Genomic DNA, 13,668 nt, shown 5'->3' on the forward strand with positions numbered 1-13,668 from the left:
ATAAATGACAATATCAAAGCACAGTGATAGCCAAATCATGTCTATCTTAAAGCAAGCGAGCGGTGGGATGCCTGTAGCGTCTATACTGAGAGAGCACAAAATACCATCAGCGACATTTTATAAATGGAGATCAAAGTATGGTGGTATGGCTTTACCGATGATTACTAAATTAAAGGAGTTAGAATTGGAAAATGCACGGCTTAAAAAGATGTATGCTGAGGAAAGGCTAAGAGCTGATATATTAAAGGAAGTACTTGAAAAAAAGTTAGGAAGCCATCTCAAAGGCGGGAGATGGCTAAAATAATATCTGGAGAAAAAGATATTTCTATAAGGAGTGCATGCAAGATCTTTGGTGTCAGCGAAACATGCTATAGATATAAAAGGAAGCTATCATCTGAGGATGATATTATAGCAGGCCAGCTAATGCGTTTAGTAGGTGATCAAAAGAACTGAGGCCTTGGCCTCTGCTTTTTATATTTACGTAATATCAAAGGTTTTGGTTGGAATCATAAACGTGTATACAGGATATATAAGGAGCTAGCCCTTAATATGAGAATAAAGCCTAAGAAGAGATTACTTAGAGCAAAGCCTAAAAAGCTTATAGTGTCTAAAACAATAAATGATTGCTGGTCCATGGATTTTATGCACGATAGTTTAGAGAATGGTAGGAAATATCGTTTATTTAATGTGATTGATGACTTTAATAGAGAGAGCCTTGGTACTGAGACTGATTTTTTATTGTCAGCAGGAAGAGTTATCAGGTCACTAGATCAAATTATAGAATGGCGAGGTAAGCCAAAATCTATACGTTGTGATAATGGACCTGAATATATCAGTAAATTATTGAGCAAGTGGGCAAAAGAAAAGAATATCAAGTTATTATTCATTCAGCCAGGCATGCCTCAGCAAAATGCATATATTGAAAGATATAATAGAACTGTAAGATATGATTGGTTAAATCAGTATTTATTTGGTTTGTAATAGTTGAGATTTAATCTTACATTTAGTAAAATTAAGATAATATTAAATGGAGGATTAGAGATGAATCTAAATCAAAAAATAATAAAGCCAAAAATAGGATTACTAGAATTAGCTAGGAGTCTTGGTAGTATATCGTCAGCATGTAAAGCTATGGGTTACAGTAGAGACAGTTATTATAGGTTTAAAGAGTTATATGAAACAGGAGGAGAAGAAGCATTATATGAGATTAGTCGGAAGAAGCCAATTATAGCGAATAGAGTTGATCCTGCCGTAGAGAGAGCAGTATTAGATATGGCAATAGAATACCCCGCTTATGGTCAGCTGCGAGTATCAAATGAGCTTAAAAAGACTGGTATTCTTGTATCACCTGGAGGAGTTAGATCTATTTGGCTACGTAATGATTTAAATAATATCAATAAAAGACTTAAAGCATTAGAAGCCAAAATGGCTCAGGATGGTATTGTTCTTACCGAAGCTCAGTTACAAGTATTAGAGAAACGGCGTAGCGAGAAAGAAGCTCATGGTGAGATTGATACACAGCATCCAGGTTATCTAGGATGCCAAGACACATATTATGTAGGTAATTTTAAAGGCATAGGCAAGGTATATTCTCAAGTGTTTATTGATAGTTACACTCGGGTTGCAGAGGCTAAACTATATACTGATAAAACAGCACTTACCGCTGCTGACATGCTTAATGATAGAGTGTTACCATGGTATGAGAGTCAGCAAATACCAGTACTTCGTATTTTAACTGATAGAGGTGGTGGGTATAAAGGTAATATAGAACATCATGCTTTTGAATTGTTCTTAAGCATTGAGGGTATTGAGCATACTACTACTAAAGCATATTCTCCTCAAACAAATGGTATGTGTGAACGTTTTAATAAAACTATGAAACAAGAATTCTTTGATACTGCTATGCGTAAAAAGATCTATACTGATCTTGATGATCTACAACTAGATCTTGATATTTGGCTAGAATATTATAATAATGAAAGACCGCATTCCGGTAAATATTGCTATGGAAAAACACCTATGCAGACTTTTATGGATAGTAAAAAGTTAGCTGTTGAAAAGAATAACGAAATCTTATATCTTGAATACTCATCTGACAGTCATAACTTATCAGACATTCAGATATAATTTTTATAATGTCTGTAAGATTAAATCTTGACTTCTACACCTAATATGGCTATTGGCGGTATAACACCAATACAAAAATTAGCTCTCGCAACTTAACTTTCTACTCTCTATTGCGATTAAAAATGGGAGGGTTACCCTTGCTTTATCAATTACTTACGTAATTTCCTCGCAATAACTATTTTTATACTGCCTTAAGTTTAGATTGCTTGAAATTAGTTTTATCAAAATCATAGATAAAATCTTTGATAATGGGTACTATAAACTGTTTAAATTTACTTCCGCTAAATATACCGTAATGCCCTGCCCCTTTTTGTAAATGGTATCTTTTCATTGATTCAGGTATATTTGAACAAAGTTTTAAAGCAGCTTTTGTTTGCCCTACCGCTGCAATATCATCTAATTCTCCTTCAATACCAAGTAAAGCACATTTAGTAATATGTTTTAAATCAATCGGACGCTTCTCAGAAACTAATTTACCTCTTGCTAACGAAAATTGTTGGAATACTTCATCTATAGTTTGTAAGTAAAACTCTGCCGACATATCCATACCCGCTAAATACTCATCATAAAATTTAATAGTATGATCGGCTTTGTTATAATCAGAATTTAATAAACTTTGCCATAATTCTAAATGTGAATCTATATGACGGAATAAGTTTAAACTCATAAAACCGGCAAGTTGGAGGAAGCCGGGATATACTTTTCTTCCATGACCTGGATAGTTTGGCGGCACCTGCATTGTAACCATTTTGCAGAACCATTCTAAACTTTTACTTTGAGCAAATTCATTAACTGCTGTAGGGTTTTTTCTAGCATCAATAGGTCCGCCCATCAAAATCATCGAACTCGGCACATTCGGGCTATTACTCTCCGACATTAAGCTAATGGCGGCAAGCAGTGGAACAGTAGGTTGGCAAACTGCCATAGCGTGAACATTAGGTCCTATAAAATTGATAAACTCCATTACGTAATCAATATAATCATCCATATCAAAACGCCCTGCTTCAAGCGGCACGAAACTTGCTTCCGTCCAATCTGTAATATAAATATCAGTATATGGTAATAATTCTTGTACGGTTGATCTAAGTAAAGTAGCGTGATGCCCTGCCATAGGTGCTACTATTAATAATTTAGGTAATTCTTTTTTAAAACCTATTTTCTGAAAATGCCTTAGTTCACAAAAAGACTTTTTTAGTATAACTTTTTCATTAATGTTATAGGTTTTATCATCAATAATTGTTTCAAGAATATTAAATTCGGGTTTTTCATATTTTCTAGTCATGCGTTCACAAAGCGTTAAATAAGAATGCATAATTCTTGCAAACCCATTATCCTCTAGAGACTCATGTTCATACGCCTCTTTCAGGATTTTTATACCTAAATGTATTGGAGCAATTTGCGCTCTAAGCCCCTCTAACATATAATATGTATAATTAGTACTTAAATCACAGTTCATCATAATTTATCCCCAAATCTAAAAATAATTAACATAATCATTTAGTTTAACATCAAAAATTTCTTTAGTACAGTAATTTTAGGATTCACGGCTTAAATTTTTATAAATGCGTGATAATAATGGTGGTCGTACCTCCGTATTGCAGTTTAGAGTAAATAGTCTATAATCCTCAAACAGTAATAAGAGAGAATTATAGTTAAGGAGTTATGGCAAAAATAGATGTTAAGTGTAGATATTGTAACAACACAGAAGAAGTAATAAAGTCAGGATATTCAATTTCAAAACAACAGAGATATCAATGCAAGCGGTGTAATCGATATTTTCAATTGGAGTATATTAATAATGCATCTAAGCCTGGAGTTAAGGAGCAAATAGTAGAAATGTCAATCAACGGCTCTGGAGTTAGAGATACAGTAAGAGTATTAAAAGTGGGTATCAATACAGTTATCCGTGTTTTAAAAAAATCTAGTATTAAAAAACAATAAATCATTCTATCAGTACAACAGAAGTAATTATTGCTCCTGAGATAGATGAACAATGGTCTTATGTACAGAATAAATCCAGACAACGATGGCTTTGGTATGCTTTGGATAAGATTTCGTTAAAAGTAGTTGCTTATACGTTTGGTACAAGATGTGATAGCACATTAGAATCATTACTGAAAAAACTAGAGAATTTCAAGGTGACTTTTTACTATACAGATGGATGGGGGAGTTATGCTAGGTTATTAGACCCTAAAAAGTATATTATCAGTAAAAAATACACTCAACGGATAGAACGAAGTAACTTGAACCTTAGAACGAGATGCAAGAGGCTTGCACGTAAGACAATCTGCTTTTCCAAGTCATTGGATATTCATGATAAGGTTATTGGTACTCTTATTGAACGTATAGCTTTTTAATAGGCATAACTGCAATATGGAGGCATGACCTAATTTTCCATGCTTTTAAACCTTCATCAAAATTTTTATATTCTCTAATTCCTTTTATTACTTTATCTCTGTAAGCTAAATGTTCTTTCTCTACCTTGCTTTTATTCTTTAATTCATCTTGTGACTTGGCACCCCCCCAAAAAAACAGGTCATGCCTCCATATTGCAGTTATGCCTATTAAAAAGCTATACGTTCAATAAGAGTACCAATAACCTTATCATGAATATCCAATGACTTGGAAAAGCAGATTGTCTTACGTGCAAGCCTCTTGCATCTCGTTCTAAGGTTCAAGTTACTTCGTTCTATCCGTTGAGTGTATTTTTTACTGATAATATACTTTTTAGGGTCTAATAACCTAGCATAACTCCCCCATCCATCTGTATAGTAAAAAGTCACCTTGAAATTCTCTAGTTTTTTCAGTAATGATTCTAATGTGCTATCACATCTTGTACCAAACGTATAAGCAACTACTTTTAACGAAATCTTATCCAAGGCATACCAAAGCCATCGTTGTATGGATTTATTCTGTACATAAGACCATTGTTCATCTATCTCAGGAGCAATAATTACTTCTGTTGTACTGATAGAATGATTTATTGTTTTTTAATACTAGATTTTTTTAAAACACGGATAACTGTATTGATACCCACTTTTAATACTCTTACTGTATCTCTAACTCCAGAGCCGTTGATTGACATTTCTACTATTTGCTCCTTAACTCCAGGCTTAGATGCATTATTAATATACTCCAATTAAAAATATCGATTACACCGCTTGCATTGATATCTCTGTTGTTTTGAAATTGAATATCCTGACTTTATTACTTCTTCTGTGTTGTTACAATATCTACACTTAACATCTATTTTTGCCATAACTCCTTAACTATAATTCTCTCTTATTACTGTTTGAGGATTATAGACTATTTACTCTAAACTGCAATACGGAGGCACGACCAGAAATAGTATCGTCTTGATAAATCATAATACATTTCCTATTTTAGTTTAATTGTAAAAAATAATACTATTAATTGATAAAAAGTAAATATATTAATTTGGTGTTACTACATAAGAAATTAACTATATTAACAAACCTCTATAGACTCAGAATTACCTATTAATATCTCGAAGCCTTCCCCTCCGTTATCATTATTATCATAATAATAATTAAAATCATTTTTAGGACAACACGGTTTAGATATAATATCTTTAGTAAGCCTTGTATTTATAGTAGCATGATGTCCATTCGCCGAAGAAACTATTGCTCCATTACCTAAGCTATTATAATTTATATTAGAAAAATTTCCAAATTTGAGTGTATCACTTACCTGATATCGAACTATCCCTTGCTCCTAGATTCTCTATGCTAGCACTATTATATAGTGTTGTATTTTTTGTCATAATTTCTACCTTATTTTTTGTTAAAAAACCATAATACACAAAATTATAAATTAAGTAAAGAGGATATTAATAAATTAGTACTTTATTTACTTTTCTCCTCCTGCTGTTTATACCAAAGTTCCGCATAGTAGCCTTTGTGCTGTAGCAAGGTTTTATGGTTGCCTCGTTCTACTATATAGCCATTATCTAAAACAATAATCTCGTCTGCATCGATAATAGTTGATAGTCTATGGGCAATGATAAGAGTAGTATGATACTGTGATATTTCTTTAAGGCTTGCTTGAATTAGCTTTTCGGTTTTAGTATCAAGCGAGCTAGTGGCTTCATCAAAAACATATATTGCAGGATTTTTTAGGATAGTTCTTGCTATTGCAATACGCTGTTTTTCACCGCCCGAAAGCTTCAAGCCTCTCTCGCCTACCTGTGTCTCGTAACCTTCGGGTAGCGCGCTAATAAACTCATGAATATGAGCATTTTTTGAGGCTGCTATAACTTCATCGTAACTAGCTGCATTATTGCCGTATGCGATGTTGTAATATATCGTATCATTAAACAACACCGTATCTTGCGGAACAATCCCGATAGACCTACGAAGTGAGACCTGCGTGACTTCTTGTATATCTTGATTATCTATAGTAATGCTACCGCTATTGATATCGTAAAATCTAAACAACAAGCGTGATATTGTTGATTTCCCCGCTCCACTACTACCCACTACTGCTAAAGTTTTACCGCTCTTAATCGTAAAACTTATATTATGCAAAATCGGACGTTCCTGATTATAAGCAAAGCTAACATTATCGAAACTAACCGCACCTTTTGAGATGATTAGCTCCTTAGCATCTAGCGTATCCTGTACTTCTGCCGGTATATCAAGCAGCTTAAACATATCTTCCATACTAACTAGAGCGTTTTTAATTTCTCTATAAGCAAAACCAAGTATTGAAAGCGGAATTGATAGCTGAAACAAGTAAGTATTAACCATTATTAAATCACCGACGGTCATTTTATTTTGGTTAATAGCATGTGCCGAAAGTATCATTAAAGAAACAAGACCTAAGGATATTATAACATCTTGCCCGATATTTAAAATCGATAGGCTGTTAGTGATTTTAGTAGAAGATTCTTCATAATTTTGTAAGGCCTCATTAAACCTTACTGCCTCATATTCTTCATTACCGAAATATTTAACAGTCTCAAAATTTAGTAAACTATCTATTGCAATATTATTAGCGGTGTTATCACTTTTATTTACTTCTCTTACGAACGAAATTCGCCAAGTGCTGATCTTGAACGTATAAACCACATAAACTATCATCGTTATTAAAATAGTTACGGCAAACCAAATACCGTAAACATACCATAACATTCCACTTACAAGGATTATCTCTAGGCTTGTCGGAAAAATATTAAATAATGAATAACGTAATATTGCTTCAATACCTGTAGTACCACGCTCTATTGACCTACTTAAACCTCCTGTTTTTCTAGTAATATGAAAACGCATACTTAAATTATGCATGTGCTTAAAGACGTTCAGAGCAACTAAGCGTGTTGCCTGATGTCCTACTTTTGAGAAAATAATATTTCGCAGCTCACTAAATATTTGTAGCAATATTTTAGTTCCGCCATATGCAACAATAATCCCTATAATAACCGAAAGAGCCAAATTTTTATTTAGCCCATCTATTATATATTTATAAACAATCGGAATGAAAATATTTATTACTTTGGCTATGACTAGACAAATAAGAGACGTAACAATACGCAGACGTATATCAAAATTCTTCGACCATAAATAAGGCAGAAGTAAATAGAATGAATTTTTATGATTGTTGTTGGACATTGGAGGATTTTTTATAGTTTTCGGCGTCATTGCGAGCAGCCATAGGCTGCGTGGCAATCTCAGGAATTTTGCCCGAGATTGCTTCGTCAATTACTTCGTAATTTCCTCGCAATGACGTTTTTATTAGTTACGCCTCGGCTGCAGGCATAGTCATCTTCTTCTTCGGCTGATTTTCTAACAACTTATCTAGCCTTCCCTCTTTTTCAAGATCAAACAGAGCATCACAACCTCCAACATGTATATTATCTATAAATATCTGCGGGACGGTCTTTTTTCCACCGGATTTCTTAATAAATTTTTCTTTCTCTTCCTGAGTAAAATTACTTACTTCAATTTCCTCATAAACAACATTTTTCTCATCAAGCAATGCTTTAGCTTTTATACAATAAGGACAACTAGCGAGAGTATAAATAATAATTGTGTGTAATATAGCTTTATTCATAATATAATATTTTTTTGTTAGATTTTAATATATTATCTTAAACTATAGTTTTTAAAGCAAGTAAAAATACATGAATAATTTTTCTATTATCTCAGAATATAAACCGGCAGGTGATCAACCAAAAGCAATAGATGAAATTATAGCAGGGTTAAACAGTAAAAAACGCTCACAAATGTTGCTTGGTATTACAGGGTCAGGTAAGACTTTTACTATGGCGAATATTATAGAGAGAACTAATCGCCCTACTCTGATAATGGCACATAATAAAACTTTAGCTGCTCAAATTTATTCAGAAATGAAGTCGATTTTTCCAAAGAACGCCGTTGAGTATTTTGTCTCATATTATGATTATTACCAGCCCGAAGCTTATATAGCACGTACCGATACTTTTATAGAAAAGGATTCATCAATTAACGAGCAGATTGATTTAATGCGTCATTCCGCTACAAGATCATTATTAGAGCGTCGTGACGTTATAGTAGTTTCTTCCGTTTCCTGTATTTACGGGCTTGGCTCTCCTGATTTATATTATCAGATGACGGTTAATCTAGAGCCTGGTAAAAGCTATCCTCGTGATAAACTATTAAACGATTTGATAAATCTACAATATGAGCGTAACGATATTGGGTTCGAGCGTGGTTGCTTTAGAGTTAAGGGTGACAATATCGATATTTTCCCCTCACATTATAGCGATAAAGCTTGGCGTTTATCGTTTTTCGGTAATGAACTCGAATATATACACGAATTCGATCCCCTAACGGGCGAGAAACTTGCTAAGCTCGATAAAGCTATGGTCTTTGGTAATTCGCATTTCGTGATGCCGCAAGAAACGGTAAATAGTGCCATATCAGGTATTGAGGAGGAGTTACAAAAACGCTTAGAGTTCTTAAAGTCGCAAGATAAACCGCTTGAAACGCAAAGGCTAAATCAACGTACTCAATATGACCTTGAAATGCTGACAGAAACCGGCAGCTGTAAATGCGTTGAAAATTATTCGAGATTCTTTACCGGTCGTAATGCCGGTGAGCCGCCACCGACATTATTCGAGTACTTGCCGGAAGATGCGTTATTATTTGTTGATGAAAGCCACGTATCCGTACCGCAAATTAGAGCGATGTACAACGGCGACCGGGCAAGGAAAGAAGTATTGGTAGAGCATGGGTTTCGTCTGCCTTCTGCTCTTGATAACAGACCTTTAAAATTTGAAGAATGGGAAAAATTTAGACCGCAAACCGTTTTTGTATCAGCAACCCCGGGACCGTTTGAGCTAGAAGAAACCGGAAGCACTGTAGTAGAGTTGATTATCAGACCTACGGGACTGCTTGATCCCGAATGTATTATAAAGCCGGCCACCAATCAGGTTGAGGATTTAATTAGCGAGATTCAAGCCACTATAGCTAAAGGTTTTCGTGTTCTAGTTACCACCTTAACTAAAAAAATGTCAGAAGATTTAACCGCCTATTTGCAGGAGCTAAAATATAAAACCTCTTATTTACATTCTAACGTTCATACTTTAGAGCGTATTGAGATTTTACGAGATTTAAGACAAGGTACTATCGATATTTTAGTCGGTATTAATTTACTTCGAGAAGGGCTTGATATCCCTGAATGCGGCTTAGTTGCTATACTTGATGCAGATAAAGAGGGATTTTTACGGTCTGAAGTATCGTTAATACAAACAATCGGAAGAGCTGCAAGAAATAGTGAGGGCAGAGTAATACTTTATGCCGATAAAATGACTAAATCTATTGATAAAGCCATGAGTGAAACTTCGCGTAGACGGCAAATTCAGCAGGAATATAATGAAAAACACGGCATAATTCCAAAAACCATCAACCGTGCTATTCATGCTTTAGCAGAACTTGAGAAAGTCGATAGTAAGCTTGATAAAAAACAAGCTCATACTTTATTTGATAACCCTGCTAAGTTAAAAGCCCATATTGAAAAATTAAAGAAAGACATGCTTAAAGCCGCAAGTAATCTCGAATTTGAACAAGCCGCAAAACTTCGTGATCAGCTAAAAACTCTAGAAGAGGCGGCATTGGAGTTAAGCTGATGGTGTGCGTTGTAAATACCAATAATCGTCATTGTTGCGTGGATACCAAAAACGTCATTGCGAGGAGCGAAGCGACGCGGCAATCTCATGAAATAATAAACTCCTGGGATTGCTTCGTCAAAACTTATAGTTTTTCCTCGCAATGATGATAAAAATCAATTCACTCAACAACACTTAAAACTTCTTCTATGATACGGTGATAAGCCATATGTATTAATAGCTTCTATATGTTCTTTGGTACCGTAGCCGGAATTTTTGTACCATAAATATTGTGGGAATTCAGTGCTTAAATCTAGCATCAAACGATCCCTAGTAACTTTTGCAATAATGGAAGCTGCAGCAATCGATAACGATAAATTATCACCGTTAACTATACTAACAAATCTTTCATCATTAAACTGCATATTACCATCAACTAAAACTATTTCCGGCTTAAGGCTAAGATTTGCCGCAGTAATAGAGCAAGCTTTTTTAGTTGCTTCTAATATATTAATTTCATCAATTTCAGTATGAGAAATAATAGCAGTTGTCCAAACATAATTACTAGTTATTTGTTCATATAGTAATTCTCTTTTCTTTTTGGAAAGCTTTTTAGAATCTTTAATGCCCGATATAATATTAGTGTTATCTATTATAACGGCACTTGCTACTACCGGACCTGCTAGCGGTCCTCTGCCTGCTTCATCTATACCTGCGACAATATAGTTAAGATATTTTTTTTCAAAATGTAATAGATCTACTTCCATAATTGTATTTTTTTAATTTTTAATGTATATAATATCATAGTCTTTGTTGTATGAACGCTGAGTCGTCATTGCGAGCAGTCGTAGGCTGCGTGGCAATCTCATGAAATAATAAACTCCTGGGATTGCTTCGTCAAAACTTATAGTTTTTCCTCGCAATGATGATAAAAATCAATTCATGCAACAAAACCTAAAATAATATAAAATTTTAAAGTGCAAAATTATTTTCAATTATTAGGACTTCCGCAAGATTATAATATTGATTTAAAGATATTAGAAAAGCAATATTTTACTATGCAGGTAAAGTATCATCCCGATAAAGCAAAAACTTTGCAGGAAAAGGAACAAAATCTAATTATTGCGGCTGAATTAAATAATGCTTACTCTACTCTTAAAGATGCCTTAAAGCGCGCTGAATATATGCTGCTTTTGCAAAATATAAATTTGAATGACGAAAAGACACGTAGTTTACTTTCGCCTCTAGAATTAAGCATATTCTGGGATGAAATGGACATAATCGAAAATACAATCTTATTTAGTGATTTAGAAAAAATAAAAGACAAATATGAATTAATGAAAAAGCTTGAGATTGATTCTTTAAAACAAGCTTTTGAAGAACAAAATCTATCAGACGCAACTATAAAAACTAGCAAGCTTAAATATATTGGGACATTGCTGCATAAACTGCAAGCAAAAATAAAATCATGCAAATAATAGAAATTACAGAACCGGAGCAAGCTGATTTTAAGCAAGAACGGCAAATAGCAGTCGGTATCGATTTTGGCACTACTAACTCATTAATAGCTATTGCAACTAATAGAAAAGTTAAAGTTATTAAATCTAGAGATGATGAGGAACTAATCCCAACTACTATAGATTTTACAAACGAAAATTTTATAATAGGTAATAATAAAGGGCTGCGTTCTATTAAAAGACTATTTGGCAAAACATTAAAAGAAATTCTAAATACTCCGGCACTTTTTTCGTTAGTTATAGATTATCTAGATGTAAATAGTAGTGCACTTAAATTAAACTTTGCAAATAAACAACTGCGAATCTCTGAAATTGCAGCAGAAGTTTTTATTCACTTAAAAAATCAAGCAGAAGAGCAATTAAAGACTAATATAACTAAAGCAGTTATAACCGTACCTGCACATTTTAACGATGCAGCAAGAGGCGAAGTAATGCTTGCGGCTAAAATAGCAGGTTTTGAAGTATTAAGGCTAATTGCCGAACCTACTGCAGCTGCCTATGCTTACGGCTTAAATAAAAACCAGAAAGGTTGTTATTTAGTATATGACCTAGGTGGCGGCACTTTTGACGTATCTATTCTTAATATACAAGAAGGTATTTTTCAAGTTATAGCAACAAACGGCGATAATATGCTTGGTGGCGACGATATAGATGTAGTAATTACACAATATCTTTGCAATAAATTTGATTTACCTAATTCTATAGATACTTTACAACTTGCAAAAAAAGCAAAAGAAACTTTAACATATAAATATAGTTTTAATAATGATATTATATCAATTAATAAGCAAACATTAGAACAATTAATTTTACCTTTAGTAGAACGTACTATCAATATAGCTAAAGAATGTTTAGCACAAGCAGGGAATCCAAAGATAGAAGGCATTATTTTAGTTGGCGGTGCAACTCGTACTCCTTTAATAAAAACCGAATTATCTAAAGCATTTAAAGTGCAGCATATTTCCAAAAGGTTCAGACAAGATGAATTTAAAGACGAGCCTGCGGAGCGTATAAAAATACGTGAGCACAGTCAAGTCCTGCAAAATTCGCTTGTATCAAACTTTATGGAATATGCTGTAGATATTTTATCAGATATCGATCCTGATAAAGCAGTCGTATGGGGAGCTGCATTACAAGCAGAAAATTTAATAGCACCCCATACAAATTCATTATTGATTGATGTAGTACCTTTATCGCTGGGTATGGAATTATATGGCGGTATAGTTGAAAAAATCATTATGCGTAATACTCCGATTCCTATTTCGGTAGTAAAAGAATTTACCACTTATGCCGATAATCAAACCGGTATACAATTTCATATATTGCAAGGTGAACGTGAAATGGCTGCCGATTGCCGTAGCTTGGCTCGATTTGAGTTAAAGGGGCTTCCTCCTATGAAAGCCGGCAATATTAGAGTCGAAGTTATTTTTGCTATTGATGCAGACGGTATATTATCCGTTTCTGCTTATGAGAAAATCAGCAATACATCACATACTATAGAAGTAAAGCCAAATCACGGTATTGATAAAACGGAGATTGATATTATGTTAGAAAACGCTTATAAAAATGCTAAAATAGATTATACTACAAGATTATTACAAGAAGCAATGATTGAAGCAGAGGCTTTAATCTTTAGCATAGAACGTGCTATAGCAGAATTAACAGCTTTATTATCGGAAAGTGAGATATCTATAATTAATTCTTTATTAGATAATATAAAAGAAGCCGCACACGCTAGAGATCGGATCTTAATTAACAATTCTATTAAAGAATTTAAATCAAAAATAAAAAAATCTATGAATACAAAGCTTAATATAATAATTAATGATTTGCTAAAAAGCAAAAATATCAATCAAATTAAATAGCCTCAGTTATATATAAAATTTTATATATAATCGAACTAATTTAGATAAGGAA

9 protein-coding genes and 2 pseudogenes are annotated in these 13,668 nt (G+C 33.7%); 6 read left to right on the forward strand and 5 right to left on the reverse strand.

Annotated elements, in window-relative coordinates:
* Positions 1 to 4: 4 nt before the first annotated feature.
* Both AC0ODJ_RS08335 and AC0ODJ_RS08340 read left to right on the forward strand, forming a co-directional pair.
* Positions 5 to 972: pseudogene (locus tag AC0ODJ_RS08335) on the forward strand (IS3 family transposase); the annotation flags it as partial.
* Between the two features lie 69 nt (positions 973 to 1,041).
* On the forward strand, positions 1,042 to 2,127 hold the full coding sequence (locus AC0ODJ_RS08340; protein ID WP_474465677.1) for an IS481 family transposase: 1,086 nt from the start codon (positions 1,042 to 1,044) through the stop codon (positions 2,125 to 2,127).
* A gap of 181 nt (positions 2,128 to 2,308) precedes the next feature.
* Here AC0ODJ_RS08340 and AC0ODJ_RS08345 read toward each other — a convergent pair whose 3' ends face one another.
* Positions 2,309 to 3,586: a polyhydroxyalkanoate depolymerase gene (locus AC0ODJ_RS08345; protein ID WP_218460756.1), complete on the reverse strand. Its 1,278-nt coding sequence runs from the start codon at positions 3,584 to 3,586 to the stop codon at positions 2,309 to 2,311.
* Positions 3,587 to 3,789: 203 nt separating this feature from the next.
* Here AC0ODJ_RS08345 and AC0ODJ_RS08350 point away from each other — a divergent pair.
* Positions 3,790 to 4,484, forward strand: a protein-coding gene (locus tag AC0ODJ_RS08350) for an IS1 family transposase (protein ID WP_474465112.1) whose coding sequence is annotated in 2 segments (ribosomal slippage) — positions 3,790 to 4,063 and positions 4,063 to 4,484 — 696 coding nt in all. Because the reading frame shifts where the segments join, the coding sequence is not laid out codon by codon here.
* Between the two features lie 207 nt (positions 4,485 to 4,691).
* On the opposite strand, the pseudogene AC0ODJ_RS08355 reads toward AC0ODJ_RS08350, so the two are convergent.
* The 3 genes and pseudogenes from AC0ODJ_RS08355 to grxC form a co-directional block, all read right to left on the reverse strand.
* Positions 4,692 to 5,386 (reverse strand): annotated as a pseudogene (locus AC0ODJ_RS08355) (IS1 family transposase).
* Between the two features lie 607 nt (positions 5,387 to 5,993).
* The gene (locus AC0ODJ_RS08360; RefSeq protein WP_474466022.1) at positions 5,994 to 7,757 is read right to left on the reverse strand and encodes an ABCB family ABC transporter ATP-binding protein/permease; all 1,764 of its coding nucleotides are present in this window, start codon (positions 7,755 to 7,757) and stop codon (positions 5,994 to 5,996) included.
* 127 nt (positions 7,758 to 7,884) lie between these two features.
* Positions 7,885 to 8,199, reverse strand: a complete 315-nt coding sequence (gene grxC, locus AC0ODJ_RS08365) for a glutaredoxin 3 (protein WP_218460163.1) — start codon at positions 8,197 to 8,199, stop codon at positions 7,885 to 7,887.
* A 70-nt stretch (positions 8,200 to 8,269) separates the two neighbouring features.
* Here grxC and uvrB point away from each other — a divergent pair, with 70 nt between their 5' ends.
* Positions 8,270 to 10,255, forward strand: coding sequence for an excinuclease ABC subunit UvrB (gene uvrB, locus AC0ODJ_RS08370; protein ID WP_474465967.1), 1,986 nt, complete (start codon positions 8,270 to 8,272; stop codon positions 10,253 to 10,255).
* A 164-nt stretch (positions 10,256 to 10,419) separates the two neighbouring features.
* Here uvrB and AC0ODJ_RS08375 read toward each other — a convergent pair whose 3' ends face one another.
* On the reverse strand, positions 10,420 to 11,001 hold the full coding sequence (locus AC0ODJ_RS08375; protein ID WP_218460161.1) for a ribonuclease HII: 582 nt from the start codon (positions 10,999 to 11,001) through the stop codon (positions 10,420 to 10,422).
* Between the two features lie 210 nt (positions 11,002 to 11,211).
* Between AC0ODJ_RS08375 and hscB the strand changes: the two genes are divergently transcribed.
* Positions 11,212 to 11,712 carry a Fe-S protein assembly co-chaperone HscB gene (gene hscB / locus AC0ODJ_RS08380; RefSeq protein ID WP_218460160.1) on the forward strand — a complete coding sequence of 167 codons (501 nt, stop codon included), beginning with the start codon at positions 11,212 to 11,214 and terminating at the stop codon, positions 11,710 to 11,712.
* A complete protein-coding gene (hscA, locus tag AC0ODJ_RS08385; protein ID WP_218460159.1) occupies positions 11,703 to 13,616 on the forward strand; it encodes a Fe-S protein assembly chaperone HscA in 1,914 nt (637 codons plus the stop codon). The genes hscB and hscA overlap by 10 nt, the downstream gene beginning before the upstream one ends.
* The last annotated feature ends 52 nt before the right edge of the window (positions 13,617 to 13,668 follow it).

The organism is Rickettsia senegalensis, assembly GCF_056135685.1.

Coding starts and splice junctions, on each gene's coding strand:
- AC0ODJ_RS08340 (WP_474465677.1), top strand. CDS start 1,042: ATGAATCTAAATCAAAAAATAATAAAGCCAAAAATAGGATTACTAGAA.
- AC0ODJ_RS08345 (WP_218460756.1), bottom strand. CDS start 3,586: ATGATGAACTGTGATTTAAGTACTAATTATACATATTATATGTTAGAG.
- AC0ODJ_RS08360 (WP_474466022.1), bottom strand. CDS start 7,757: ATGTCCAACAACAATCATAAAAATTCATTCTATTTACTTCTGCCTTAT.
- grxC (WP_218460163.1), bottom strand. CDS start 8,199: ATGAATAAAGCTATATTACACACAATTATTATTTATACTCTCGCTAGT.
- uvrB (WP_474465967.1), top strand. CDS start 8,270: ATGAATAATTTTTCTATTATCTCAGAATATAAACCGGCAGGTGATCAA.
- AC0ODJ_RS08375 (WP_218460161.1), bottom strand. CDS start 11,001: ATGGAAGTAGATCTATTACATTTTGAAAAAAAATATCTTAACTATATT.
- hscA (WP_218460159.1), top strand. CDS start 11,703: ATGCAAATAATAGAAATTACAGAACCGGAGCAAGCTGATTTTAAGCAA.